Below are 26,288 nucleotides of genomic sequence, written 5' to 3' on the forward strand. Positions count from 1 at the left end.
TTCATTTATCATTACATTAACTACAGACCAAAAGGAGAATGCGCAATGCCAAAGATGAATGTTGAAAGCTTCAACCTCGACCATACGAAAGTGGATGCCCCCTACATACGCCTCGCTGGAAAAAGTGAAGGTGAGCATGGGGATGTCATCTATAAATATGACATCCGTTTCTGCCAGCCGAACAAGGAGCACATGGAGATGCCCGGCCTGCATTCCATCGAGCATCTGATGGCTGAAAATATCAGAAACCATCATGAGAAGGTTGTCGACCTCAGCCCGATGGGCTGTCAGACAGGATTCTATCTTTCCGTGCTGAATGATGCTGACTATGATCATATCAGCAGTGTCGTCGAAAGCACACTGAATGATGTGCTCCAAGCCTCCGAAGTTCCGGCCTGCAATGAAGTCCAATGCGGCTGGGCGGCGAGCCACAGCCTTGAGGGCGCCAAGGAAATTGCCAAGGGCATGCTTGCCAGGAAGGACAGCTGGAATATTGTTTTTGCAGAATAACCAAGAAAAGGCGATCGCATTGTGATCGCCTCAGACTGTAGACAAAGTCATTGTAGAATGACATGTCTGCAGTCTTTTTTTGGAGGATGGGATTGGGTAGGGTGTGGTAGTGGCGCCAACTCACCATCGTGGGCGGCGCCATGGCAAGTTAGGGGGCCAACTCACCATCGTGGGCGGCGCCATGGCAAGTTAGAGAGCCAACTCAACATCGTGGGCGCCGCCATGGCAAGTTAGAGAGCCAACTCACCATCGTGGGTGCTGCCATGGCAAGTTAGAGGGCCAACTCACCATCGTGGGCCGCGCCATGGCAAGTTAGGGGGCTAACTCACCATCGTGGGTGCTGCCATGGCAAGTTAGGGGGCCAACTCACCATCGCGGGCCGCGCCATGGCAAGTTAGGGGGCTAACTCACCATCGTGGGTGCTGCAGTGGCAAGTTAGGGGGCCAACTCACCATCGCGGGTGCTGCCATGGCAAGTTAGAGAGCCAACTCACCATCGTGGGCGGCGCCATGGCAAGTTAGAGAGCCAACCTCATTATCACTCGCTCATCCCCAAACAAACCTGATGAAACAAGCACAAAAAGCCGCCCCTCCACACACTGGAACAAATCCAGTCTGCCAGGGGGCGGCTTCATCTCTATCTATAGCTGCTTCAATGACCGAGTGTTCATTCACTTTCTCGACTTTGCCTCTCATGCCATCAAATTCCACGATATTTCGGAATTTCGCAGCTTCCATTTCTACTTCCTCAGGCGATCACAGTGTGCTCGCCTTTTTTCTATCTGATCTGCGCACCATTTGATTCCAGTGCTTCCAGGACAGGTGTATGCTGCTTCTCTATTTCCTCATCCGTCAACGTATCTTCCTTGTTCAGATAGGTGAGTCTGAGTCCAACGGACTTCTTGCCTGCTTCCATGTTATCCCCTTCGTAGACGTCAAAGACGAATACATCAACAAGATGCTTGGTTGCTGCTGTTTCGACAGTACGCACCAGTGTATCGGCAGCGACCGTCTCCTCAACGACAAGCGCAATATCCCGCGTGATGGATGGGTATCTTGAGAGCTGGTCATAGATGATGTTGCCCTGTTTCACAGACAGCAGTCGAGCGAGATCGACTTCGAATACTGCCGTTCTGTCGAGATCATTCTGCTGGGCATACTTCGGATGCAGTTCTCCTATGAAGCCGATGCGTTCATTATCGAGCAGAACATCTGCAGATCTGCCCGGATGCAGTGCGTCGAATCTTGATGACTGCTCATATCTCACACTGTCTCTGAGACCGAGTTTCTCAAGCACACTTTCAACAATGCCTTTGGCTGCAAAGAAATCCGCCGGTACTTTTGTTCCGAGCCAGTCGGTGCGGTTCATTTCTCCCGTAATGATGCCTGCCAGCATTTCCCGTTCTTCAGGCAGGGCTCCTGTGCCATTGGACTTGAATATCCTGCCGATTTCATAGAACTGCACATCCTTCTGCTGACGGTTTCTGTTATAGACCACGTTATCGACCAGGTGTGGAATCATGCTTTTCCTGAGAACCGCATGATCTTCACTCATCGGCATCAGCAGTTCGACTGTGCCTTCCAGTTCATTGAACTGATCTGCTTTCCCGCGGCTTGTCAGGGCGTAGTTGATCGTCTGGGAAAGGCCGAGTGATTCGAGCTGGTGACGGACGATGCGTGTCTTCTTCTGTTCATCCGTCAGTTTGCCTGAAGTGGTACCTGCCCGCGGCATGGATGAAGGCAGTGCATCATAGCCATAGATCCTTGCCACTTCTTCAGTGATATCCTGCTTGATTTTAAGATCATCCCTGCGGGACGGGATCGATACTAGAAGTGCATCATTTTCAACTTTCGTATCCAGACCGAGTTTCGATAATGTATCCTGTATTTCTTCGGTCGAGAGCTCCATGCCGAGATGATCGTTGATGAATGCTCTGGTTATGCTGATTTCAGTATCTCGGACATCCAGTTCACCGGCTGAAATGAGGGACGATGCAACAGTGCCGCCAGCATACTGCTCAAGCAGCAATGCAGCACGATCGAGTGCCTTCAGTACAAATTCGTGGGAGACCCCTTTTTCAAATCTTGACGATGCCTCACTTCTCAAGTTCAATCGTCCGCTCGTTTTGCGAATGGATACCGGATCGAAGACTGCAGACTCGATGACGACAGTTGTCGTCTGATCCGTCACTTCGGAAAATTCGCCACCCATCACCCCTGCCAGTGCAATCGGTTCGCTGCCATTGGTAATGACGATATCCCCACTCTCGAGCGTCCTCTCCTTGCCATCAAGCGTCGTCATCTTCTCATCATCACGAGCATAGCGTGTCACGATCTCATCCGAACCGATCTGGTCCCGGTCGAACATATGGAGTGGCTGGCCGAATTCGAGCAGTGCATAATTGGATATGTCGACGACATTATTGATCGGACGGACCCCCGCCTTGATCAGCCGCATCTGCATCCAGGTCGGTGAAGGTGCGATTGTGACACCTTGGACGATACGGGCACCATAGAATGGCACGGCTTCATCGTCCTCATTTCTGATTTCAAGTCCAGCTGTTTCAGATCCATCCGCCACTTCATGTGCCGGCACTTCGACTTCCCCGCCGAACAGTGCACGTGTCTCGTAGGCCGCTCCGGCCATGCTGAGCGCATCCTTGCGGTTCGGTGTCAGGTCGAATTCCATCACCTGGTCATCAAGCAGCAGTGCTGCCAGTGCATCTTCCCCAGGTGTTCTTTCTTCCTGGAACATGAAGATGCCGTTCTGATACTCGGCAGGTACCTGATCCTCCTTGATTCCGAGCTCTTCAAGTGAACAGATCATGCCTTCCGATACTTCGCCGCGCAGTTTGGCACGTTTGATCTTTATGCCACCCGGCAGTCTGCCGCCCACTTTGCATACGACAACATATGAGTCGGCTTTGACATTCGGCGCCCCGCAGATGATCTGATGTGTTTCTTCGCCTGTATCCACCTGGCAGATTCTCAAGCGATCCGCTTCCGGATGCTGCGTCACCGTCTTCACATATCCGACGACGAGATTTTTCACTCCAGAAGTGTAGTCGATGATCTCATCCACCTCGATGCCGCCACGTGTAATCTTTTCTGCCAGTGCGTTTACCGGCACTTCATTTGGAATCCATTCATTGAGCCATTCTCTAGATACTTTCATTAGTCACACCACCATCTTCTGTTGCTTTGAACTGATTGATGAACCTTAGGTCATTCGTGTAGAAATGCCTGATATCTTCGATACCGTATTTCAGCATCGCGATTCTGTCCGGCCCCATGCCGAAAGCGAATCCTGAGTAGATCTCGGGATCGAAACCGGCCATTTCAAGTACATTCGGATGCACCATTCCGGCGCCGAGTATCTCTATCCAGCCGGTCCCTTTGCACACATTACAGCCTGCACCTTTACATTTGAAGCAGGAGATATCCACTTCGACGCTCGGTTCAGTGAACGGGAAGTAGCTTGGACGCAGGCGGATCTCGCGCTCCGCACCGAAGATTTCCCTGGCGAAAAGTTCGAGTGTGCCTTTCAGATCGCTCATATGGATGCCGCGATCGACGACAAGTCCTTCGATCTGTGTGAACTGGTGGCTGTGTGTCGCGTCATCACTGTCTCTTCTATACACTTTACCCGGACAGATTATTTTTACGGGTCCCTGCCCTTTTCTCGATTCCATCGTACGCGCCTGTACCGGAGACGTGTGGGTTCTGAGCAGCGTCTCCTCCGAAATGTAGAAAGTATCCTGCATGTCACGTGCCGGATGGGATTTAGGCAGATTGAGCGCCTCGAAGTTGTAGTAGTCCGTTTCGACTTCGTACCCTTCCGCAATCTCATATCCAAGCCCGAGGAAGAAATCCTCGATATCCTCAACCGTTCGGCTCAATGGGTGTGGACTGCCGAGGGTGAAAGTTCTGCCCGGCAGCGTCACATCAATTGTATCCTCACGCAGTTTGGCTTCAAGTGCCGCCTCTTCCAGGACTTTACTTCTATTATCGATCGCTTCTGTAATATGCGTGCGTACTTCATTGACTTTCGCACCATATTCAGGCCTTTCTTCTTTCGAAAGATCCTTCATGCTTTTCATCAGACCCGTAACCTTGCCCTTCTTGCCGAGGAAAGCTACTTTCAGCTGCTGCAGTTCATCCACACTGCTGACGTTCGCTATCTCATCATCAAATGATTTCCGAACATCTGTAATTCCTACTGTATCCATCATCTCACTCCTCCAATATAAATAAAAAACTCCATCCTTGTATCTAAGGACGGAGTTTCCGCGGTACCACCTGATTTTCTGCATAACAAATACAGACACTTCTAGAAAGATAAGGGATCATCCCACTGCTCCATCTGCCAGGTGAACCCTGGTCCCATCCGTACGCAGCATTCCAGTCCATGTGCTGCGCTCCCTGTCTCGGATTCCTGGACCATTTATGTCCGGCTTCTCTTGAAGCTTGATATTCATCTATAGGATTATTATAAATCAAAGTAATAAAAAATCAAGCTTTGAAATGATGCATGATGATGCCGCCAGCAATTGCGACATTCAGACTTTCACTTGCCCCTGGCATATCTATCTTTATTTTCCTGTCGACCTGTGCGAGCACTGCGTCTGATACACCCCTGCCCTCATTGCCTAGAATGATCATCAGCGGGTCCTCGCCCTGCACCTCATCGAGCGGTATGGCCCCTTCAAGATCGGTCGCAAGGACAGTACCATCGAAATGCTGTACCGCTTCGGTTGCATCCATCGCCGTGATATCGATATGGAACGTACTGCCCTGTGCACTGCGGAGTACTTTATCACTGAAAGCATCGACTGTATCCCGGGACAGGATCACACGGCCAAATCCGAAGGCATCCGCTGTGCGGAGCAGTGTACCGAGATTGCCGGGGTCCTGGATGCCATCCAGCAGCAGTACCCGGCGACCTTCGGTTTCGGGCGCAACGTAGGAGACCACTGCCATGATGCCGGGTGGCGTCTCAAGTGAGGACAGTGTCTTCATCACACTGTCATTCACTACAAACGTTTCAAGACCGAGGTCATCGTACTTGCCATGATCATAGCCTTCCAGGAAAACGAGCGTATGGATCTTCTGACCATGTGCAATCGCCTCTTCAATAAGATGCTCCCCTTCAATCAGAAACTGATCCAGCTTCCTACGGTACTTTTTCGACTGGAGCTTTTTCATTTCCTTGATACGCGGGTTATCTTTCGACGTAATATGCTTCGCTTCTACCAAATGATCTCTTCCACCTTGCTGTCATCGAGTGATCTGACGATTTCCGTCACAAGACGGACTGCATTATTGTAGTCTTCCCTGTTCAGGATGGATACGTTGGAGTGCATATATCTGAGCGGCACTCCGATGGAGATTGATGGCACACCTTCATTGGATACGTGGAATGCACCTGAATCCGTACCGCCGCCTGTAATGGCGGACCACTGTACCGGAATATCCTTCTCTTTCGCCAGCTTCTCTACATGTCTCCTGAAACCGACATGACCGATGTTCGAACCATCCAGCAGCAGTACAAGCGGGCCGTCACCCATCTTACCGGTACCGTCCTTTTCACTCATGCCTGGTGTATCCCAGGAAATTCCGACATCCACAGCAATTGCCAGATCCGGCTTCACTTTATTCGCCGCAACCTTGGCACCGCGCAGACCGACCTCTTCCTGTACAGTCGCCCCGCTGACGAGATTGATATTGATGTCCTCTTCTTTGACGGACTCCAGCACTTCGATCGCCAGTGCACAGCCGAACCTGTTATCCCATGCCTTGGCCAGCAGATAGTCCTTGTTGGCCATTTCGGTGAAGTCACAGTGTGGGGTAATCATGTCGCCCACTTTTACACCGGCATTTTCTGCTTCCTCTTTTGAAGATACACCGATATCGATGAACATGTCCTTCATATCGACCGGCTTCTTGCGTGCTTCAGCTGACAGTACGTGCGGCGGTTTTGAACCGATGACGCCGGTCAGAATACCTGAGTCCGTCACTACATTCATGCGCTGTGACAGCATGACCTGGTTCCACCATCCGCCTATCGGCGTAAAACGGATGAATCCATTGTCATCTATTCTTGTAATCATGAAGCCGATCTCATCAAGGTGGCCCCCGATGAGCAGTGTGCGCGAGCCATTTTTCGCATTGCGTCTGCCGAAGATGCCTCCCAAGTTATCCTGTACCAATTCATCACTGACCGGCTCCAGATATGATTTCATCACTTTCTTGACATCGTATTCAAAGCCTGAAATACCATGTGCATCCGTCAGGCTTTTCATCATTTCCAGCTGTCTATCCATAATCAGTCTCCTTGCTTCCATTAAGATACTTCCATTCTATCATAAATTATTTCAGTTTTCGTAATATGGACCATATTGATACACATATCGGAGAGAAGTTGATATCATCATTGTAGACGGGATATAGAAATACTCTAGGAGGCGTTACCTTGATGAATATAAAGATATCGAAAGTTGAAGAATCCGGCCAGGAAGTACTTGTAAAAAGCAATACCTATGAAGACGACAAAGCGGTTGAGCTATATAGCAGACTGACTGATGAATATGCAGATCAGACACTGCCATTCTTCGACGAAGGCGAGAAACTCATCCGCCTCGACATCATGCCGGAAGATGACGTAGCGGATGAAAATAAAGAGCAGAAGGAATGCTACTTCGAGTACTCTGACGCACTGCTTGATGAACTGTCTGCCCATATATAGTAAAAATACAGTAAAAAACCACTCATTCGGATGAATGAGTGGTTTTTTCATGCAATATTATTTGTTCAGTGCATTTTTAGCCTGAGTTACAATCTCAGCGAATGCTTTTTCATCTGAAATCGCGATTTCAGAAAGCATTTTTCTGTTGATGTCGATACCAGCAGTTTTCAGTCCGTTCATCAGACGGCTGTAGCTTATGCCATTCTGGCGAGCGCCTGCATTGATACGCGCGATCCAAAGCTTGCGGAATTCGCGTTTCGTCTGACGACGGTCACGGTATGCATACTGACCGGATTTGATGACTTGCTGTTTAGCTGTTCTATAGAGTGTGCGTTTTGCACCAAAATATCCTTTTGCTTGCTTCAATACTCTTTTACGTCTTTTACGGGACGTCAAACCATTCTTAACACGTGCCATTTTTGCTCCTCCTTAATCAATCGATTATTTTACATATGATAGTAGTTTTTGGATACGTTTGTGGTCGCCTTTGGAAACCAGTCTTGATTTTCTCAGGTGACGCTTCTGTTTAGTGGATTTGTTCGCAAACAGGTGGGAAGTGAACGCACTGTTGCGTTTGAATTTACCTGTTCCAGTACGCTTGACGCGTTTAGCATAACCTTTGTGAGTTTTCATTTTTGGCATGGGATCATAACCTCCGGATTATTGGTTTTTGTCGACGATGGGTGCAACCACCAGGAACATTGAACGACCTTCCATCTTAGGTCTCTGTTCAACTGTTGCAACTTCAGACAATTCGCTGGCAAATCGTTCTAATACTTTACGACCGATATCCTTGTGGGTGATTGCACGTCCACGGAATCGGATGGAAACTTTCACCTTGTCTTCTTTCGCAAGGAATTTCTTTGCGTTTTTCAACTTGGTATTGAAATCGTGATCTTCGATTGTCGGGGAAAGTCTGATCTCCTTGACGTTGATCACTTTTTGTTTCTTACGCGCTTCTTTCTCTTTACGCTGCTGCTCGTACTTATACTTGCCATAGTCCATGATGCGGGCAACCGGCGGCTTTGCGTTCGGAGCCACAAGTACAAGGTCCAGTTCCACACGTTCTGCCATTTCCTGTGCTTCACGTTTAGGCTTGATGCCGAGTTGGGAACCGTCCTGACCGATCAGGCGTACCTCTTTGGCGCGGATTCTGTCATTGATTAATGTTTGGTCCTTAGCTATCTTTGACACCTCCATATAGTTTGAAGACGAACAAAAAGGGCGGGCACAATATGCGCCCGCCAACCAGCATCAAGATGCATGAGACAGAGTCACACTCTGCTCATGTCATTCTTACTGTACTAACCCGGTCGCTACCAGTGTGGTGCTTGCGGGTGAGAAGCGGGAGCTTCTTCTTGTCCGTTCTTATCAACTCCTAATATACTACACGCTTTCAGGATGAATGTCAAGCAGCTATTTCTTCAGTCTGATTTCATCCACAAGCTGCCAGATGAACTCGTCGCGATCAAAGGTGTTCTGATCCTTCTCGCCATACTTGCGTACATTGACCTGGGATTCTTCAATCTCCCTATCACCGATGACGACCTGGTATGGGACTTTCCTCATCTGTGCTTCGCGGATCTTGTACCCCATCTTCTCATTCCGGTCATCGATGTTCACACGGATGCCGTGGCTCTTCATTTCATCCTTGAGCGCTCTTGCATAGTCGTAGTGGAGATCCAGATTGACCGGTATGATCTCCACCTGCTGTGGCGCGAGCCATAGCGGGAAGGCACCTTTATATTCTTCTGTCAGGAATGCTACGAAGCGTTCCATTGTGGAGACGACGCCGCGGTGGATGACGACTGGACGATGGAGCTCACCGTCACTGCCTGTATATGTCAGGTCGAACCGCTCAGGCAGCAGGAAATCGAGCTGCACTGTCGACAGTGTCTCTTCCTTGCCGAGTGCCGTCTGGACCTGGACATCGAGTTTCGGACCATAGAATGCCGCTTCACCATCGGCTTCGGTATAGTCGAGCGCCATTTCATCGACCGCTTCCTTCAGCATGGATTCCGCCTTGTTCCACATTTCATCATCATCGAAGTACTTTTCAGTATCTGCAGGATCGCGGTAGCTCAGACGGAATGAATAGTTCTCGAAACCGAAGTCCGCGTACACATCGATGATCAGCTGGACGACACGCTTGAACTCTTCCTTGATTTGGTCGGGCCTGACGAAGACGTGGGCATCATTCAGTGTCATGCCCCGGACGCGCTGCAGACCACTGACCGCCCCACTCGCTTCGTAGCGGTGCATCGTGCCGAGCTCGGCAATGCGGATCGGCAGCTCACGATAGGAGTGTTTGCTCGATTTGTAGATCATCATGTGGTGCGGGCAGTTCATCGGACGGAGTACAAGCTCCTCCCCATTCATATCCATTGTCGGGAACATGTCATCCTGATAGTGTTCCCAGTGGCCACTTGTCTTGTAGAGATCGACATTCGCCATGACCGGTGTGTAGACGTGGTCGTAGCCGAGAGCGATCTCCTTGTCGACGATATAGCGCTCGATTTCGCGTCTGATCGTCGCACCATTCGGCAGCCATAGCGGCAGGCCGGCCCCGATCAGCTGGTTGTTCTGGAACAGTGCCATATCCTTGCCGATCTTTCTGTGGTCGCGCTCTTTTCTTTCCTCGAGCAGATTCAAGTATGACTTCAGTTCCTTTTTATCGAAGAAGGCTGTACCGTATATGCGCTGCAGCATCTTGTTGTCGCTGTCTCCGCGCCAGTATGCACCTGCTGTCGACAGAAGCTTGAATGTCTTGATCTTTGAAGTGGATGGTACATGGACACCGCGGCACAGGTCGATGAACTCACCTTGTGAGTAGACCGTCACTGTTTCATCCTCAGGAATCGCATCGATCAGCTCGAGCTTGTATGGATCATCACTGAAGAGGTCTTTTGCCTCATCACGAGAAAGTACTTTACGTTCCACTTCCACATTCTCTTCGACGATCTGCTTCATTTCCTTCTCTATCTTCTCGAAATCATCGGAGGAGATCTTCTCATCCATATCGAAGTCGTAGTAGAACCCTTCCTCGATGACCGGACCGACTCCGAAATTCACTTCGCCGTACAGGCGTTTCAGTGCCTGCGCCATAAGGTGTGCAGTGGAGTGGCGCAGTACTTCGAGCCCCTCCTCGTCCTTGTTCGTGATCAGCGCGATGTCTGCATCCGCTTCGATCGGCCTTCTGAGATCATACATCTCACCATCAACTTTGGCAGCAAGCGCCGCTTTCCTAAGGCCCGGACTGATGGACTGGGCAATTTCTTCCGCAGTTATACCGGAATCGAAACTCTTGGCATTCCCATCCGGAAATGTAATTTTCACTTCACTCATATTCTCCACCCTTTCACATATATTGATTGCATTCTAAAAATAAAAAATCGTCCCTCTATAGATAGAGGGACGATTTTCACCGTGGTACCACCCTGATTTGCAGGACAAATGCCTGCCTTCAGTCGGAAATAACGGTCCGTGCCGGCTGGGGATTAGCCAGCATATATCAAGGGAGTCACTCAGACGGTTCATTATGCATGTTTCAGCAGTTCATGCACTCTCTTTGAATAAACACGGAAAAAGTGGTGTCCTTGGAATTCATTTAATGAAATTATACATTGATTATACTCAACCAACTTCCATTAATCAAGCATCAGTTGCCGCGGTAGTTGCTGCCTTCAAGCTGTACTTCCTCGCAAAGTGACCTCAGCCGCTCCATCATCCGGCGTGCCTTCGTCTCCTCTACCCCATTCTCCTTTGTCCTGGCATAGCGGTACTCGAGGTCGGCCATCGAATAGTTGGAGCTGACAAATGTCGGCAGACCTTCCACCATGCGGTAGTGCAGTATGCCGGTCATGACCTCATCGCGCACCCATGGTGTCACATCTTCCGCACCAAGATCATCGAGCATGAGCACCTGCGCGTTCTTGATCGTATTGAACTTGCTGTCCGTCGTGCCATCCTTGAAGCCCGCCTTCAGATCGCGGATGATCTCCGGCACATAGACGATGATTGAAGACACCGACTGCTCCTTGAGCTCATTGGCAATGCAGCCGAGCAGATAGGACTTGCCGATGCCGAAGCTGCCGTGGATGTACAGCCCTTTTGCATCTGTACCTTCGATGATTTTCTTACTTGAAGCAATGGATTTCATGATGATCTGCTGGCGGTTCGAATCGGGATCAAGAAAGACCGTTTCGAACGTCGCGTCCTTGACATCTTTCGGTACATGGTAGGATTCGATCATCTTCTCCTTCTCACGGAAAGCATCATCCTTCTTCTTGTTCGGGCAAGGTGTATACATGATATGGATTCTGCCGCCCCTGACATCTATCGAAGGGACGTATCCCTGTGGATGGTTGATGCACTGTCCCAGGGACGGGCAGTTCTCGCATGCCAGAGACTGTTCTGTATAGCGTTTCAGCTGCAGCAGGTCATTTTTGATCATGGACCGCGTAATTTCGAATTCGCTGTTTTCAAGCAGTTCCACAATTCTCGGATGACGAATCAAAGATTCATACAGCCTGTCGTTATTATCCTGTATTTTTTTATTGTTCTTTAAGAACTGGTTTATAGGTTCCATCTGAATCACCTGGATTTTCTAAAGTCATCTATCATTTTCTGGAGTTCCGGATCGTCTTTTGCCGTCTTCTGAACTGCACCTTTTTCAGGCGCAGGCTTTTTGTCCTCATCTTTATTTGATGCTGGTGCTGGTGCCGTCTTCCTGGTGTCATCCATCCAGGCTGGTCTGCGTTCACCCTGGCGCTCCCTTGGACCGGTGCGCTTCGTATTCCGCTGCTTCCTGAACTCCATGATGGACTGGTACGCCTCCCTGGCCGAACGGATGCCCTTCTCTTCCCAGTCCCGGGCGATCTTCATCGTGTAGGGATAGTTCAGATTGCCCTCCTTCTGCTGATATACATACTCGAGCAGAAGATTGACGACGCCGTTCGGCAGGCTTGTCTTGGCGATGATATCCGTCACAAGCTTCAGATCATTGTCACTCGGCTGATGGTTACGGATATCATTGAGACGATCCAGCGGACTGATCGATTCAAGCCGCTCTATATAGGAGTCATTGGAATTTCCAACTTCTTTTTGCTGCGGCTCAGGCCCGGTCGTCATGGACGGCAGCTTGCCCCTGTTCTCTTTCTGGTAGTACTTTCTTGCTTCATATCTCAGCTGCTCCCTGTCGATACCGGCATACTGTGTGGTCGCCGACAGCAGTATCTGCTTCATATCATATGCATTGAGATTGAAAAGTACGCTCAGTTTCACAATCAGCATCCGTACTTCCTTGGTAAAGAACGCACGGTCGATCTTTGTGCCTTTCAGATGCGTAAAAAGAACATCAAAATCGAAATCGTCCAGATCGACATTCGGACCCGTCGATGCATTGTCCTTCCTTAAAGAATCCTCCGGAATGCTGAATCCTTCTTCGCTGCCTACCTGGAACACCTCCGTAAACTTCCGGGTCACTTCGGTGAAATGCTCAGGCTTCGAAGGATAGCACAGGCGGTCTTTCTTTGTTTTATAGGCATTCGGACCAATATGATTATGAAGGTAGAGACTCAGCATCGGATCCTTGAAAAAGGCTTCCGGAGTGAGCGGCTGCAGCAGCTCATATACGAAGAGGTCATCATGTGCTTCATCGGATACGAAAGATCTGACCAGACCGATGCCTTCCAGTTTCTCTAGAGTTTTCGAGAAGCTGGATAAGGACGTGTTCAGCGCGTCCATTATCTCCTTATGAAACCTTATTTCGAGTTTCTCATAATATGCCGAGGATTCCTGAAGATATATATATGCCATTGCTGCATCCTGATGGATGAGCGGCAGGTAGAGCTCATTCAAAATATTAAGATGGGACTTTTCAAATGCAGCAGGATTATAGACCATGAATTCGGTATTCGGTTTCAGCCGCTCATTGAAGTTCATCGTCATCCCTGCCTTTGGCGAGGTGATTCAATGTATCCATCAGCTGATCGATATCCTTGAATTCCTTATATACAGAGGCAAACCTGACATAGGCCACCTGGTCCAATGTAATCAGTTCCTTCATTACGCACTCGCCAATTTCATTGCTCGAGATTTCTGGTTTATTCAAGTTTCTGAGCGCAGATTCTATGCGCGCAGTCGTTTTTTCCAGTGCTTCATATGGTATCGGGCGTTTTTCGCACGCTCTCAGCAGTCCATCCATGAGCTTCTCCCGGCTGAAGACTTCCCTGTTTCCATCCTTTTTGACAACCACGAGGGGAGAGAGTTCCATCCGTTCAAAAGTAGTGAACCTGAATCCGCAGTTTTCACATTCCCTTCTTCTGCGTATGGCGGACACCTCATCCGTATGTCTGGAATCGACGACCCTGGAACTTGTCTGATGGCAGTTCGGGCATTTCATATGACCACCTCACTTCTCAAGGATTAGTATACCATTATAATATATTACGCATAAAAAAAGAAGAAACATCAGTTTCTTCTTTTCAAATACTACTATAGGTCATGAACAATTTTCTCTGCAAGTTCCACGACACGCGTGGAATATCCCCATTCATTATCGTACCACGCCAGCACCTTCACCTTGCTGTCATCCATGACCATGGTCAGCGAGGCGTCGATGATGGAGCTTCTGCTGTCGGTATTGAAATCGCTTGATACGAGCGGCGCATCAGTCACACCGAGAATGCCGGAAAGTTCCCCATTCGCCTGCTGCTCGAATGTTTCGTTCAGCTGCTCCTTTGTCACCGGCGTATCGAGATCGACAACAAGGTCAACCAGCGATACATTGGATACCGGCACACGCAATGCCAGACCGTGCAGCTTGCCGTTCAGCTGGGGCAGCACTGTGCCAAGCGCCTTTGCCGCTCCGGTCGAAGTCGGAATGATATTGTCCGCGCATGAACGTGCCCTACGCAGATCCTTATGCGGGTTGTCGATATTCTTCTGATCATTTGTATAGGCATGGACCGTTGTCATCAGACCGTTCTTGATGCCGAATGCATCATCCAGCACTTTTGCGACAGGCGCCAGGCAATTCGTCGTACAGGAAGCATTGGAGAATACATCATATGTATCAAGGTCCAGGGCTTCATCATTTACACCGAGCACAATCGTCTGGACGTCGCCGCCTTTCGATGGTGCGGTAAGGAGTACTTTCCTTGCGCCCGCCCTCACATGGGCACTCGCTTTGTCGCCATGGTTGAATGCACCAGTTGCTTCTATTACAAGGTCGATGCCAAGCGCTTCCCATGGAAGATCTTCAGGGTTTCTTTCATTTGTAAGCTGGATTTCCCTGCCGTCGATGACAAGTCCTTCCCCTTCCACCTCAACATGCTTATCCCACGTGCCATGTGTCGTATCATAATTGAGAAGATGTGCAATTGTTTCTGCAGGATAGCTTGCATTCACCGCGACGAGTTCGATGTGATCTGAAGCAGCGGCAATGCGGAAAACCATTCTGCCGATTCTTCCAAGACCGTTAATAGCTACTTTTTTCATGACCATTACCCCTTTATGCTATACTTTTCAATAATTAGTATAACACAATAGAATGCCATTAAAAGTAGCGTTTCATATAAAATTTCACTTTTCAATACTGGATATGAAATCATCTATCTGGTCGAAAAGATCTGCCTTTGAGCCACTGTTATCAAGTACTTCAGTACTTCTTTCCCTTTTTTCGGAAAGAGGCATCTGGCTGTTGATCCGGGCAAGCGCTTCGGACCGCTCGAAGCTGTTACGTTCCATAAGCCGCTCGATCTGTGTCTCCTGATCGACATATACCGTCAATGTGATGTCACATTGACGATCCAGCCCGTTTTCGAAGAGCAGTGGAATATCAAGGAAGACATGGCTTTCAGATAACGCCTCGGCCTTATCCCGATCCATCAGCTTCCGAACCTCCGGATGCACGAGATGGTTCAGCACTTCTCTTTCCTTGCTGTCATTGAAGACGATGGCACCGAGCTTCCTACGGTCGATCTCGCCATCTTCCTCCAGGATGCCACTACCGAAATGTTCGACGATGCCAGGATATGCCGGCCCGTCCTTCGCTGTCGACTTCCGTGCATAGACATCCGCATCAAGTACAGGATATCCTTTTTCTCTGATGTAGTCGGCAGCAGTAGACTTGCCACTGGCAATGCCGCCTGTAAGTCCAATTACCTGGTTCATTGCTTCACCTCTGACATCTAGTGCAATAGAATGTATTTCTTGTCGCAATTGTTTTTGTACTGACCGGTCCACCGCATGTCCGGCACGTCTTCTTCTGATAGATGTTGAAGCGGTCCTGCATGCTTCCCTTTTCACCGGATACCCCTCTATAGTCGGAGATTGTCGAACCGCCGCTTTCTATTGAAAGGTTGAAGACATCGGTTATGGATCTATGGAGATCCACCAGTCTCGCAATGGACACATTACCTGCTTTCCGTGTGGGCAGTATGCCTGATGTGAACAGTGCTTCTGATGCATAGATGTTTCCGACGCCCGGAATGACCGAGCTGTCCATGATAACCGCTTTGATCTCCTTATTGATGTTCGCCGGTGCCTTCGCCCTGTCCAGGAATTCCGCCAGACTGTCCGGATCTGTGTATTCCACCGCCATGCGGGCAAACGGTGGGAACCCACTCAATTTATCCACTGTCGCCATTTCTCCGAACCGTCTGATATCACAATAGATCAGAGCGCGTCCGTCCTGGAGTCTGAAGACGACCTGCCAGTGCTTGCGGTAGTTTGCATCTGTGATCGACTCTACCGAGTCCCTGACAAAATAGGCACCCGACATCCCGAGATGCGAAATCATATGGAACACTCCGTCCGACTTCTCCATTATGAAATACAGGTACTTGCCGCGCCGGCCGATCTTCCTGATTGTTGCATCAAGGACACGGGAGCCGAATGATTCAAAGTCTTCTTTGACGATTGTTCTGCGTCCGGTCTGATGCCCATTTACTACAAAATCGGAAAACGCCACTGCTTCAATAGTAGCGCCTTCCACTTCCCTGGCCAGGGCTCGCCTGACCAGCTCCACTTCCGGTAATTCCGGCATATCTCCACCTACTTCACGTCATACCAATCGCTGCCATATCCATAATCCACTTTGAGTGGCACAGAGAGCGCCATTGCATTTTCCATAATATCCTTGATGACCGGGATGAATGCTTCCACTTCTTCCCGAGGGATATCAAAGATCAGCTCATCGTGGATCTGCAGCAGCAATTCAGCATTGAATTTCTGTGCTTCTTCCGATTTTTCGTATTTTACCATTGCAAGTTTTATTATGTCTGCCGCGCTTCCCTGAATCGGTGAGTTCATGGCTGTCCGTTCAGCAAAGCTCTTTGCGTTGAAATTGCGGCTTTGGATATCCGGGATGTATCTTCTGCGATTGAGCAGCGTCTTCACATAGCCATCGCGCTTGGCATCCTGGATGATGGATTTCATGAACAACTTGACTTCAGGGAAGGAATTCAGGTAATTGTCAATGAATGTCTTGGCTTCTTTTCTCGTGATGCCAAGGTTCTGGCTCAGCCCATAGTCGCTGATGCCGTAGACGATACCGAAGTTGACCGCCTTCGCATTCCGCCTCATATCACTGGTGACATCTGCCCGTTCCACGCCGAAGACTTCCATTGCAGTTTTTGTATGGATGTCGGTATCACTTGTAAATGCGCTGGTCATGGTCTCATCACTGGTGATATGTGCAAGTACCCTGAGCTCGATCTGTGAATAGTCGAGCGCAAGCAGTACATGGGAATCATCTTTCGGCACGAATGCCTTTCTGATTCTGCGGCCTTCATCGATGCGTATCGGTATGTTCTGAAGGTTCGGCTCGACTGATGACAGCCTTCCCGTCTGTGCCAGCGTCTGATTGAAACGCGTATGGATTCTCGAGTCTTCCTTGATTTCGCCCTGCAGTCCGATGACATATGTCGACTGCAGCTTGGATAGCGAACGATAGTCCAGAAGGTAGCTGACAATCTCATGCCTGCTCTGCAGTTCTTCCAGTACATCCACTGCAGTGGAGTAGCCTGTCTTGGTCTTCTTTATGACGGGCAGCTCCAGTTTCTCAAATAGAACGACACCAAGCTGCTTGGGAGAATTGATATTGAATTCCTCTCCCGCGAGCTCATATATTTTTCCTTCTATTTCATCAAGCCGTTCTTTTATTTCACTTTCCATATCCCGAAGACGTGCTGCATCCACTGTGATGCCGCGATATTCCATGCCGGACAGCACTTTGGCCAGTGGTATCTCCAGATCTTTCCAGAGGTCATACATGTCGTCTTTCTGGAGGGATTCCGCCATCAGCGGACCGACATGATGCACTGCCATGACCTTATCCGTCAGAAACTTGTCATGCTCTTCCCCAATCGGCTGCTTGGCATTACGCCCTTTGCCATAGTGGAAATCATCACTGTCGATATTGACACTGAACTGGCCGACAGTCTCCGCCACATCAATGATTTTCTTTGATGGATCGAGCAGGAAGCTGCCGAGCATGATATCCGTATCGAAGTCTTCAAAATGAATATCGAGATGCTTGAGCAGACCCATCTGACGCTTGATGTCATAGACATTGATGGTCTCTCTCGACTTCAGGAACTGCTCAAGCCCCTCCCGATCGATATCCTCCGCGTTGCTGATGAAGGTTCTTTCTCCATCCGTAACAGCGATATGCTCGGGGCCGTGTACCAGGTAATTGTCAGCCCGGACTTCAAGATGGAAAGAAACATCTGCGCCGAGCTGATCCAGCGCATCCACACGCTCGGAATCAAACTCTTTCTTATCCTCCGTCTCGGAAGCGTCCATGTTCTTCAGCAGCGACTCGAATTCGAGTTCCTTGAAGATTTCATATTTCTCTTCTGCGTTTTCATTGGCAAAGGCAAGGGAATTCATATCGAAATCAAGCGGAACTTCACGGTAGATGGTTGCGAGCGATTTGCTCATCAGTGCATCTTCCCTATGTTCCATCAGATTCTCCTTCAGCTTCTTCCCTTTGACACCTTCAAGGTTTTCGAGTACTGCTTCAACAGATCCATGTTCACCGAGCAGTTTGAGTGCCGTCTTTTCCCCTACGCCGGGCACACCAGGAATATTATCCGATTTATCGCCCATCAGTCCTTTCAGATCTATGATCTGCTCCGGTTTCAATCCATATATCTCCTGAATATGTTCCGGTGTATACCGATCAATATCGGATATCCCTTTTTTCGTATAATAAATGACTGTATTTTCACTGGCCAGCTGGGTCAAGTCCTTATCCCCCGAGATGATGATGGTTTGAAAACCTTCCTCATCCGCTTTTCTGCTCAGCGTTCCGATGATGTCATCGGCTTCATACTCCTCCACTTCATACCGTTTGATGCCGTAGGCATCAATAAGTCTCCGTATCGGCGCGAACTGCTCCCCCAGTTCAGGCGGCGTCTTCTGTCTGCCGCCTTTATATTCCTCATACTGCTTGTGTCTGAAAGTCGATTTGCCTGCATCGAAAGCAACAAGGAAGTGCGTCGGCGCCTCTTCCTCTATCAGCTTCTCAAGCAGCCTCGCATAACCGAAGATGGCGTTCGTGTGGAGTCCGCTCTGATTGCTCAGGAGCGGCAGCCCATAGAATGCACGAAACGCCATACTGTTGCCGTCTATCAGTATCAGCTTCTTCATTTCACTATCTCCTCTCTATCGAAATGATCCGACCGTCCGTTACCAGTCTCTTCATAATCAGATTATACATTTCCATACCGGTTTAATCCATAAATAAAGGCACAGCGATTGCTGTGCCTCTAATATCAACCCACATATTCTATTGGTGCATTCGGTCCGAGCGGAATGCCGAACAGCATCCAGACGATCAGCATGATTGCCCAGGCGACGAAGAAGAAGATGGAATATGGCAGCATGACTGAAATCAGCGTACCAATCCCGATATTCCTATCGTACTGCTGCGCAAATGCAATGATGATGGCGAAGTATGTCATGAGCGGTGTAATGATATTGGTTGAAGAATCCGCCACACGATATGCCATCGTCGTCAGTTCCGGAGAATAGCCGAGCTGCATCATGATCGGCACGAATATCGGTGCCATCATCGCCCATTTGGCGCTCGCACTTCCGATGAACAGATTGACGACTGCAGTGACGAACATGAAGCCGATGATCAGTGGAATACCCGTCAGATTCAACGTTTCAAGCAGTTCGGCACCATATACGCCGATGACCAGCCCGATATTGGATTCGGCAAAATATGCAACAAATTGTCCGGCAGTGAATGCCAGTACAATGAACATTCCCATTGCTGCCATCGTTTTTGTCATCTGATCCGCAACATCCTTGTCATTCCTGATGGATTTTGTAATCAGCCCATACACGAGACCTGGAATGAAGAACAGGATCGCTATGATCGGAACCAGTCCATCACTCATGAATGGCGACTGGATGATCGTATCCATGTAGTCTCCCACGGCATCATCTCCACGCATCGGCGAATTCGGCAGTAGTACCAGGAGCGACGCCAGCAGAGCCCCGACCACCATTGAAGTGATAGCCCATACGAGTCCTTTCTTTTCAATCGGTTCAAGCGGGTTCATCTCATCCGTGCTGTTGACTGCTTCCTCATCGGCATTTTTGGAATCAAAGCTGCCAAGTCGTGGCTCGACAATCTTATCGGATACAAACCAGCCGACAAGCGTAAGCAGGAAGACACTGACAAAGATGAAGTAGTAGTTCATTGCTACGTTCATGCCTTCAGCATACTGCGGATCGAGAACTGAAGCTGCAGCAATCGACAGTTCGGACAGCATTGCATCGGTTCCACTGAGCAGCAGGTTGGCTGAAAACCCTGCCGAAACCCCGGCAAATGCAGTGGCCAGACCAGCAAGCGGATGCCTGCCAAGTGCCAGATAAAGTACAGCACCGAGTGGTGGCAATACAACGTAGCCTGCGTCAGATGCAAGTGAAGACATGATACCGGCAAACACAAGGCCGGCAGTGATCAGCTGGTTCGGAATTGCCAGAACAAATCCGCGCAGTGCCGCGCTGATGAGACCTGAACGTTCAGCAACACCAATGCCGAGCATGGTCATGAGTACAACACCCAAAGGTGCAAAGTTGATGAAGTTATCAGTCATGCTTGAGAATATGTAGCTTATGCCTTCCCCATTCAAAAGATTATTGACTGAAACGGTACCTTGATCATCTGCCGGGTGCTCCACTGTGATTTCGAGCATCGACAGTATTGCGGAAGCAACCAGTGTAAGCCCTGCAAGCAGTGCAAAAAGCGTCACCGGATGCGGCAGCTTATTACCCAGCCATTCGACAAAATCAAGGAATTTTTGAAAGATACCATTTTTCTTTCTACCATTTTCCATTCCCAAATTTCCTCCCATTTATTATAATATTTTTGAAAATTCAAAAAGGCCACCATGAAGGCAGCCTTTCCAGTATAATACCCGTACTTGAATTTTACAAATACTATTTCAGCATGTTCATGACATGAGTGACGGAATCCCTGGATTTATCCAATTCAGCTTTTTCCTCATCGGAAAGCTCCAGTTCGATGATTTTTTCTATGCCTTCTGCCCCGAGCACTGTCGGCACACCAAGATAGAGATTATCATAGCCGTATTCACCTTCAAGATATGCAATTGCCGGAAGTACACGTTTCTGATCGAACAGAATTGCCTCAGCCATCTCGACAAGCGCCGCGGCAGGAGCATAGTATGCCGATCCATTGCCCAGCAGATTGACGATTTCGGCACCGCCTTTTCTGGTACGCTCTATGATGGCATCGATGCGGTCCTGATCCAGCAGGCTTGAAAGGGGCACGCCACCCACATTCGAATAGCGGATGAGCGGTACCATGTCATCACCATGTCCGCCAAGTACAAACCCTTGGACGTCTTTGACGGAAAGGCTCAGTTCTTTGGCAACAAAAGTCCGGAACCTTGCGGTATCAAGAACACCTGACTGGCCGATCACCCTGTTTTTAGGAAAGCCGGACTCTTTGAATACAGTATAGGTCATCGCATCCACCGGATTGGTCAGAACAATGATCGAGCAGTCCGGTGAATACTTAACGATGTCTCGCGTGACAGCAGACATCACCTTCTGGTTGGTCTTGACCAGGTCGTCCCGGCTCATTCCAGGCTTTCTGGCAATCCCGGCTGTAATGATTACGATATCCGAGTCTTTAGTATCTTCGTAGCTGCTCGTCCCTTTTATATCCACATCGGTACCGAGAACCGGTGTTGCTTCCATCATATCGAGTGCCTTGCCACGTGTCGGATCTTCAGATTGCGGAATATCCACAAGAACAATATCACCCAATGCTTTTGAAGCTGCGATGAACGCTGTAGTCGCACCTGTAAAACCGGCACCGATAACTGAAATCTTCTTTCTGTCCATACTGTCCACACTCCTAGTCAGCAAACATGCCTACATGTTTTTGATGAGTTCGTCTCCAAATTCGGAGCACTTCACTTCTGTCGCGCCATCCATCAGACGGGCAAAGTCGTATGTTACAACTTTGGAAGCAATTGTTTTTTCCATCGCTTTTGTAACCAGGTCAGCAGCTTCCTGCCATCCAAGGTGCTCGAGCATGAGTACGCCCGATAGGATTACTGAGGAAGGATTAACCTTATCGAGACCTGCATACTTCGGTGCAGTACCATGTGTCGCTTCAAAAATTGCATGTCCTGTTTCGTAGTTGATATTGGCGCCTGGTGCGATGCCGATTCCGCCCACCTGTGCTGCAAGCGCGTCGGAGACGTAGTCTCCATTCAGATTCATGGTCGCAACCACACCGAAGTCCTTCGGACGTGTCAGAATCTGCTGCAGGAAGATGTCTGCAATAGCATCCTTGATGATGATCTTGCCAGCTGCTTCAGCTTCGGACTGTGCTTTATCCGCAGCTTCACGGCCTTCGTCTTCAACAATCTTATCGTAGACTTTCCATGTGAAGACCTTATCTCCGAATTCACGTTCCGCAAGGTCATAGCCCCATGCTTTGAATGCCCCTTCAGTGAACTTCATGATATTGCCTTTATGAACAAGTGTTACGGACGGGCGATTGTTCTCAATCGCATAATTGATTGCGGAACGCACCAGTCTTTCCGTACCTTCTTTTGATACTGGCTTGATGCCGATACCGGAAGTTTCAGGGAAACGGATATTCTTGGCACCCATTTCTTCCTGCAGGAAGTCGATGACTTTCTTGACTTCGTCCGTACCTTCCTGGAATTCGATACCTGCATAGATATCTTCGGTATTTTCACGGAAAATGACCATATCCGTATCTTCAGGACGCTTCAATGGAGAAGGAACACCTTCGAAATACCTTACGGGACGCAGGCATGTGAACAGATCCAGTTCCTGTCTCAGTGCAACGTTCAGGGAACGTATGCCTCCACCGATCGGTGTTGTCAGCGGGCCTTTGATGGCAAGCAGGTATTCATCGATCGTATCCAGTGTTTCCTTCGGCAGCCATTCGCCTGTCTTGTCATACGCCTTCTGACCGGCAAGCACTTCTTTCCATTCGATTTTCTTTTTGCCGTCATAGGCTTTCTCTACTGCACCATCCAGCACTTTGCTTGCTGCACTCCAGATATCCGGGCCGATGCCGTCCCCTTCAATGTACGGGATGACTGGCTGATCCGGTACAGTAAGTACACCATCTTTTGTAGTAATCTTTTGACTAGACATAAATATATTCCTCCAGTTTTTAATCTCGATATGCTATCTGTTTTCGATCGGTTCGTATTTTTTGCCTGTCTGACCAATATACTCAGCTCTCGGTCTGATCAGACGGTTGTCCTGATACTGTTCAAGGATGTGTGCGAGCCATCCGGATACACGGCTGACAGCGAAAATCGGTGTGAACAGGTCATGGTCGATACCGAGTGAATGATATACAGTGGCACTGAAGAAGTCGACATTAGGAAGCAGACCTTTCTCCCTTTCCACAACCTCGGCAATCTTAATGGATTTTTCATAGAATTCAGGCTCTCCTGCCTGATCTGTCAATTTCTTGGACATATCTTTCAGATACTTGGCACGTGGATCGCCCTCTTTATATACACGGTGGCCCATGCCCATGATCTTTTCCTTGTTCGCAAATTTCTCTTCCAGATAGCCTTCCACTGCATCAACAGATTCTATTTCAGAAAGCATCTGCATCACGCGCTCATTGGCACCGCCATGCAGTGGCCCTTTGAGTGCGCCAGCTGCAGCGCTTACACCGGAATAGACATCAGATAGCGTTGCGACACATACGCGGGCTGTGAATGTAGATGCATTCAGCTCATGGTCTGCATGCAGGACAAGCGCCTTGTTCATTGCTTCCACCTGTGTATCATTCGGCTCCTCGCCATTTAGCATGTAAAGGAAGTTGGCCGCGTAGGTAAGGCCTTCTTTCGGTCTGATGACTTCCTGATCGTTCCTGATCCTGGAAAAGGCTGCGACTACTGACGCAATCTTCGCCTGGATGCGAATCGATTTCTCCTGGTTTGCTTCATCGCTCATATCTTCGGCATTCGGATCGAAGTGGGCAAGATAGGATAGAGCAGTCCGGACAGCAGTCATCGGATGCACCTGATCTGCAGCATATTCTGCAAAATGATCATAGATCCGTGGATTGAGTGTCATGTAATCAAACATCTTACTCTGGAAATTTTCCAGTTCATCCTGGTTTGGGAGCCTATCATTCCAAAGTAGAAAAACGACTTCTTCAAACAATGCATTTTCAGCGAGGTCATCGATTTCATAACCACAGTAAGTAAGTTGTGAACCAATGATGGAACTGATGCGGGACTCGGCCGCTACAACGCCTTCTAAACCTTTTTTGTCAGACATATCGATTCTCCTTCTCGTTAAACATTAAATAGCCACCTGGCTTTAAACTCATTATATCAAATTCAAAAGGTTTGTGAACAATTCAAGAATCTTCTTCAGATTGTGAAAATTATATCGTTATCATCCTCGAAAGCCCTTACAAAAAGGAAAAGACGATAATTTCAGAGAATTATCGTCTAAATAAGAAATGATTAATTAACTTATCGAATCTCATAAGTTAATCTTATACTTAGTGACTGACTTCAGATGTTGATATTCCAGTTACAGATTTGACTTTGACTTCCCTGTATTTTTCATGGGATTCCGGCTTTCCGAGGAATGTACCAAGGAAAGCGCCGATGAAACCGGCAGGTACTGAAATCAGTGCAGGGTTATCCAGTGGGAATATCGGTTCCATTGCAATAAAACCGGCTCCCGAAGGATCCATGACATTCGGACTCAGCACAACCAGAATGAGAGAGACTGCAAGGCCGGTTACGATTCCGGCAATCGCTCCTTGAGTATTGAATCTTTTCCAGAATATCGTGTAGACGATGACCGGCAGGTTTGCACTTGCGGCCACACAGAACGCCAGTGATACAAGGAATGCCACGTTCTGATCCTGGGCGAAGATGGCCAGGATGATCGAGAGTACACTGACACTGAATGCTGCAATTTTGGCAGCAAGCATCTGCTGGCTTTCCGACACCTGCCCTTTTTTGATGACCTGGGCATATATATCGTGTGCGAAAGCACTTGCTCCGGAAAGCACCAGACCGGCGACGACAGCAAGGATGGTCGCAAATGCAACCGCAGCAACGAAGGACATGAGCAGGTCCCCGCCCAGTCTTTCAGCGAGCAGCGGCGCCGCCATATTGCCTGCTGGATTGGCCGCAATGATTTCTTCTCTCGTCAGAAGTGCAGCAGCACCGAAGCCGAGGAATATGGTCAGAATATAGAAGATACCGATAATCCATGTCGCCCACATTACGGAGCTCCTCGCTGTCTTTGCGTCCCTGACTGTAAAGAATCTCATAAGAATATGAGGCAGCCCGGCTGTTCCGAACAGCAAAGCGATGATCAGTGAAATATTATTGAGCGGTGACTGTCCCTGAGCACCTGGATTCAGGAAAGACCCTTCAAGCTCGGGCGCCGAGACATTTTTCATTTCTCCGAACATCGTAAATATATTGAAATTGAACTGGAGCAGTACCAGGAATGAAATCAGCAGCGTACCGATCATGAGCAGTACAGCCTTGACCATCTGTACCCAGCTCGTGGCTGTCATGCCGCCGAAGAGCACATAGATGGTCATCATGATGCCGACAATGATGACTGAAACACTATACGGTATACCGAATAGGAGCTGTATGAGCGCGCCTGCACCTACAAGCTGGGCAAGCATATAGAAAATGACGATCGTAATTGAGGACAAGGCTGCAAATGCCCGGACCTTCTTCAGCTCAAACCGTGCTGCAATCATGTCCGCCACTGTGTATTTACCGAGATTTCTAAGTGGTTCAGCGACAACATACAAAACAACAAGGTATGCTGTCAGATACCCCACGCTATAAAAGAACCCATCAAAACCCCATAGTGCAATGGCACCGGCAATCCCCAGAAATGAAGCTGCCGAAAGATAGTCTCCGGAAATGGCAAGACCATTCTGCCAACCTGTCAGTCCCCCGCCTGCTGTGTAGAAATCTTTTGTAGAGTTTGTTCGTTTGGAAGCAAAATATGTAATGACCAAAGTTGCTCCTACGAAGACCAGAAACATGATGATGACTGTCAGATTCATTTATATTCCCCTTCCCTGTACTTTCTGATGATTTCATCTGCTTCCTTGTCAAATGTCTTCGCCCGCTTCATGTAAACGGTTACAAGAGTCCATACCATAACAAATAGCAAAAGCGCATAGATCCATGCCCAGGAGATATTACCGAATGCTTCATTATTGAGTATGTCGGTATAGCCGGTAAGCACTGGAAAGATCAGCGTAGCGATGATGAAAAATATGGTGATTGGCAGAATGAACTTGTTGCGCTTCTTCAAAAGTGACTCGAATTCGGGTTGCGATGCGATTTTCTTATAATCAATCTCTGACATTTCAATTCCCCCTTGTACCCTATATTCTATTTACCTTGTATAATAATGTCAATTTTTAGAATAATTAAAATCATGTACAATTACACCCATTTACTTTTGAACTACAA

Annotated in this window: 24 protein-coding genes; 2 read left to right on the forward strand and 22 right to left on the reverse strand. The window is 48.7% G+C overall.

The features are described from left to right. Positions 1-45: 45 nt before the first annotated feature. Positions 46-510, forward strand: coding sequence for an S-ribosylhomocysteine lyase (locus GQ671_RS03755; protein WP_160652873.1), 465 nt, complete (start codon positions 46-48; stop codon positions 508-510). Positions 511-1,055: 545 nt separating this feature from the next. Here the strand turns inward: GQ671_RS03755 and GQ671_RS03760 are convergent. The 5 genes from GQ671_RS03760 to GQ671_RS03780 all read right to left on the reverse strand — a co-directional run bounded on the left by GQ671_RS03760 (position 1,056) and on the right by GQ671_RS03780 (position 6,832). After that, positions 1,056-1,247: a hypothetical protein gene (locus GQ671_RS03760; RefSeq protein WP_160652876.1), complete on the reverse strand. Its 192-nt coding sequence runs from the start codon at positions 1,245-1,247 to the stop codon at positions 1,056-1,058. A gap of 40 nt (positions 1,248-1,287) precedes the next feature. Then, complete coding sequence (gene pheT / locus GQ671_RS03765) at positions 1,288-3,684, reverse strand: phenylalanine--tRNA ligase subunit beta (protein ID WP_160652879.1); 2,397 nt, start codon at positions 3,682-3,684, stop codon at positions 1,288-1,290. Next, the gene (gene pheS, locus GQ671_RS03770; protein ID WP_211364882.1) at positions 3,671-4,738 is read right to left on the reverse strand and encodes a phenylalanine--tRNA ligase subunit alpha; all 1,068 of its coding nucleotides are present in this window, start codon (positions 4,736-4,738) and stop codon (positions 3,671-3,673) included. The genes pheT and pheS overlap by 14 nt, the downstream gene beginning before the upstream one ends. A gap of 283 nt (positions 4,739-5,021) precedes the next feature. Beyond that, entirely contained in the window at positions 5,022-5,765 is a 744-nt protein-coding gene (locus GQ671_RS03775; protein ID WP_160652886.1) for a TrmH family RNA methyltransferase, read from the reverse strand. After that, positions 5,759-6,832, reverse strand: coding sequence for a M42 family metallopeptidase (locus GQ671_RS03780; protein ID WP_160652889.1), 1,074 nt, complete (start codon positions 6,830-6,832; stop codon positions 5,759-5,761). The genes GQ671_RS03775 and GQ671_RS03780 overlap by 7 nt, the downstream gene beginning before the upstream one ends. A gap of 152 nt (positions 6,833-6,984) precedes the next feature. On the opposite strand from GQ671_RS03780, the gene GQ671_RS03785 reads away from it, so the two are divergent. Next, positions 6,985-7,254, forward strand: a complete 270-nt coding sequence (locus GQ671_RS03785; protein ID WP_246153125.1) for a hypothetical protein — start codon at positions 6,985-6,987, stop codon at positions 7,252-7,254. Positions 7,255-7,311: 57 nt separating this feature from the next. Here GQ671_RS03785 and rplT read toward each other — a convergent pair whose 3' ends face one another. The 17 genes from rplT to GQ671_RS03870 all read right to left on the reverse strand — a co-directional run bounded on the left by rplT (position 7,312) and on the right by GQ671_RS03870 (position 26,181). Next, a complete protein-coding gene (rplT, locus tag GQ671_RS03790) occupies positions 7,312-7,671 on the reverse strand; it encodes a 50S ribosomal protein L20 (RefSeq protein WP_160652894.1) in 360 nt (119 codons plus the stop codon). Positions 7,672-7,695: 24 nt separating this feature from the next. Beyond that, a complete protein-coding gene (rpmI, locus tag GQ671_RS03795; protein ID WP_145286717.1) occupies positions 7,696-7,896 on the reverse strand; it encodes a 50S ribosomal protein L35 in 201 nt (66 codons plus the stop codon). An 18-nt stretch (positions 7,897-7,914) separates the two neighbouring features. Next, positions 7,915-8,448 (reverse strand): translation initiation factor IF-3, encoded by a 534-nt coding sequence (infC, locus tag GQ671_RS03800; RefSeq protein WP_160652897.1) that lies wholly within the window; start codon positions 8,446-8,448, stop codon positions 7,915-7,917. Positions 8,449-8,670: 222 nt separating this feature from the next. Continuing rightward, positions 8,671-10,599 (reverse strand): threonine--tRNA ligase, encoded by a 1,929-nt coding sequence (gene thrS / locus GQ671_RS03805; protein ID WP_160652900.1) that lies wholly within the window; start codon positions 10,597-10,599, stop codon positions 8,671-8,673. A gap of 313 nt (positions 10,600-10,912) precedes the next feature. Beyond that, complete coding sequence (dnaI, locus tag GQ671_RS03810; protein ID WP_160652903.1) at positions 10,913-11,842, reverse strand: primosomal protein DnaI; 930 nt, start codon at positions 11,840-11,842, stop codon at positions 10,913-10,915. A gap of 5 nt (positions 11,843-11,847) precedes the next feature. Beyond that, a complete protein-coding gene (locus tag GQ671_RS03815; protein ID WP_160652908.1) occupies positions 11,848-13,197 on the reverse strand; it encodes a replication initiation and membrane attachment family protein in 1,350 nt (449 codons plus the stop codon). Beyond that, on the reverse strand, positions 13,184-13,657 hold the full coding sequence (nrdR, locus tag GQ671_RS03820; RefSeq protein WP_160652911.1) for a transcriptional regulator NrdR: 474 nt from the start codon (positions 13,655-13,657) through the stop codon (positions 13,184-13,186). Before nrdR ends, GQ671_RS03815 begins: the two co-directional genes overlap by 14 nt. A 92-nt stretch (positions 13,658-13,749) precedes the next feature. Next, entirely contained in the window at positions 13,750-14,754 is a 1,005-nt protein-coding gene (locus GQ671_RS03825) for a glyceraldehyde-3-phosphate dehydrogenase (protein ID WP_380645203.1), read from the reverse strand. Between the two features lie 84 nt (positions 14,755-14,838). Further along, positions 14,839-15,429 carry a dephospho-CoA kinase gene (coaE, locus tag GQ671_RS03830; protein WP_160652917.1) on the reverse strand — a complete coding sequence of 197 codons (591 nt, stop codon included), beginning with the start codon at positions 15,427-15,429 and terminating at the stop codon, positions 14,839-14,841. Positions 15,430-15,433: 4 nt separating this feature from the next. Beyond that, on the reverse strand, positions 15,434-16,303 hold the full coding sequence (mutM, locus tag GQ671_RS03835) for a bifunctional DNA-formamidopyrimidine glycosylase/DNA-(apurinic or apyrimidinic site) lyase (RefSeq protein WP_160652920.1): 870 nt from the start codon (positions 16,301-16,303) through the stop codon (positions 15,434-15,436). 8 nt (positions 16,304-16,311) lie between these two features. Further along, positions 16,312-18,912: a DNA polymerase I gene (gene polA, locus GQ671_RS03840; protein WP_160652923.1), complete on the reverse strand. Its 2,601-nt coding sequence runs from the start codon at positions 18,910-18,912 to the stop codon at positions 16,312-16,314. 125 nt (positions 18,913-19,037) lie between these two features. Further along, positions 19,038-20,615 (reverse strand): AbgT family transporter, encoded by a 1,578-nt coding sequence (locus tag GQ671_RS03845; RefSeq protein ID WP_160652926.1) that lies wholly within the window; start codon positions 20,613-20,615, stop codon positions 19,038-19,040. A 103-nt stretch (positions 20,616-20,718) separates the two neighbouring features. Further along, positions 20,719-21,651 (reverse strand): malate dehydrogenase, encoded by a 933-nt coding sequence (gene mdh, locus GQ671_RS03850; RefSeq protein ID WP_160652929.1) that lies wholly within the window; start codon positions 21,649-21,651, stop codon positions 20,719-20,721. Positions 21,652-21,681: 30 nt separating this feature from the next. After that, positions 21,682-22,947, reverse strand: coding sequence for an NADP-dependent isocitrate dehydrogenase (gene icd, locus GQ671_RS03855; RefSeq protein ID WP_160652932.1), 1,266 nt, complete (start codon positions 22,945-22,947; stop codon positions 21,682-21,684). Positions 22,948-22,980: 33 nt separating this feature from the next. After that, positions 22,981-24,096: a citrate synthase gene (locus GQ671_RS03860; protein WP_160652934.1), complete on the reverse strand. Its 1,116-nt coding sequence runs from the start codon at positions 24,094-24,096 to the stop codon at positions 22,981-22,983. A 229-nt stretch (positions 24,097-24,325) separates the two neighbouring features. Further along, entirely contained in the window at positions 24,326-25,873 is a 1,548-nt protein-coding gene (locus GQ671_RS03865; RefSeq protein WP_160652937.1) for a solute symporter family protein, read from the reverse strand. After that, on the reverse strand, positions 25,870-26,181 hold the full coding sequence (locus GQ671_RS03870; RefSeq protein ID WP_160652940.1) for a DUF485 domain-containing protein: 312 nt from the start codon (positions 26,179-26,181) through the stop codon (positions 25,870-25,872). Before GQ671_RS03870 ends, GQ671_RS03865 begins: the two co-directional genes overlap by 4 nt. Between the last annotated feature and the right edge of the window lie 107 nt (positions 26,182-26,288).

It is taken from the genome of Salinicoccus hispanicus, from assembly GCF_009831115.1.
Classification (GTDB): domain Bacteria; phylum Bacillota; class Bacilli; order Staphylococcales; family Salinicoccaceae; genus Salinicoccus; species Salinicoccus hispanicus.

Bases quoted from the DNA above. Each gene is read 5' to 3' on its own strand.
- GQ671_RS03755 (WP_160652873.1), top strand. From the start codon at position 46: ATGCCAAAGATGAATGTTGAAAGCTTCAACCTCGACCATACGAAAGTG.
- GQ671_RS03760 (WP_160652876.1), bottom strand. From the start codon at position 1,247: ATGGAAGCTGCGAAATTCCGAAATATCGTGGAATTTGATGGCATGAGA.
- pheT (WP_160652879.1), bottom strand. From the start codon at position 3,684: ATGAAAGTATCTAGAGAATGGCTCAATGAATGGATTCCAAATGAAGTG.
- pheS (WP_211364882.1), bottom strand. From the start codon at position 4,738: ATGGATACAGTAGGAATTACAGATGTTCGGAAATCATTTGATGATGAG.
- GQ671_RS03780 (WP_160652889.1), bottom strand. From the start codon at position 6,832: ATGGATAGACAGCTGGAAATGATGAAAAGCCTGACGGATGCACATGGT.
- GQ671_RS03785 (WP_246153125.1), top strand. From the start codon at position 6,985: ATGAATATAAAGATATCGAAAGTTGAAGAATCCGGCCAGGAAGTACTT.
- rplT (WP_160652894.1), bottom strand. From the start codon at position 7,671: ATGGCACGTGTTAAGAATGGTTTGACGTCCCGTAAAAGACGTAAAAGA.
- rpmI (WP_145286717.1), bottom strand. From the start codon at position 7,896: ATGCCAAAAATGAAAACTCACAAAGGTTATGCTAAACGCGTCAAGCGT.
- thrS (WP_160652900.1), bottom strand. From the start codon at position 10,599: ATGAGTGAAGTGAAAATTACATTTCCGGATGGGAATGCCAAGAGTTTC.
- dnaI (WP_160652903.1), bottom strand. From the start codon at position 11,842: ATGGAACCTATAAACCAGTTCTTAAAGAACAATAAAAAAATACAGGAT.
- GQ671_RS03815 (WP_160652908.1), bottom strand. From the start codon at position 13,197: ATGAACTTCAATGAGCGGCTGAAACCGAATACCGAATTCATGGTCTAT.
- nrdR (WP_160652911.1), bottom strand. From the start codon at position 13,657: ATGAAATGCCCGAACTGCCATCAGACAAGTTCCAGGGTCGTCGATTCC.
- GQ671_RS03825 (WP_380645203.1), bottom strand. From the start codon at position 14,754: ATGAAAAAAGTAGCTATTAACGGTCTTGGAAGAATCGGCAGAATGGTT.
- coaE (WP_160652917.1), bottom strand. From the start codon at position 15,429: ATGAACCAGGTAATTGGACTTACAGGCGGCATTGCCAGTGGCAAGTCT.
- mutM (WP_160652920.1), bottom strand. From the start codon at position 16,303: ATGCCGGAATTACCGGAAGTGGAGCTGGTCAGGCGAGCCCTGGCCAGG.
- polA (WP_160652923.1), bottom strand. From the start codon at position 18,912: ATGAAGAAGCTGATACTGATAGACGGCAACAGTATGGCGTTTCGTGCA.
- GQ671_RS03845 (WP_160652926.1), bottom strand. From the start codon at position 20,615: ATGGAAAATGGTAGAAAGAAAAATGGTATCTTTCAAAAATTCCTTGAT.
- mdh (WP_160652929.1), bottom strand. From the start codon at position 21,651: ATGGACAGAAAGAAGATTTCAGTTATCGGTGCCGGTTTTACAGGTGCG.
- icd (WP_160652932.1), bottom strand. From the start codon at position 22,947: ATGTCTAGTCAAAAGATTACTACAAAAGATGGTGTACTTACTGTACCG.
- GQ671_RS03860 (WP_160652934.1), bottom strand. From the start codon at position 24,096: ATGTCTGACAAAAAAGGTTTAGAAGGCGTTGTAGCGGCCGAGTCCCGC.
- GQ671_RS03865 (WP_160652937.1), bottom strand. From the start codon at position 25,873: ATGAATCTGACAGTCATCATCATGTTTCTGGTCTTCGTAGGAGCAACT.
- GQ671_RS03870 (WP_160652940.1), bottom strand. From the start codon at position 26,181: ATGTCAGAGATTGATTATAAGAAAATCGCATCGCAACCCGAATTCGAG.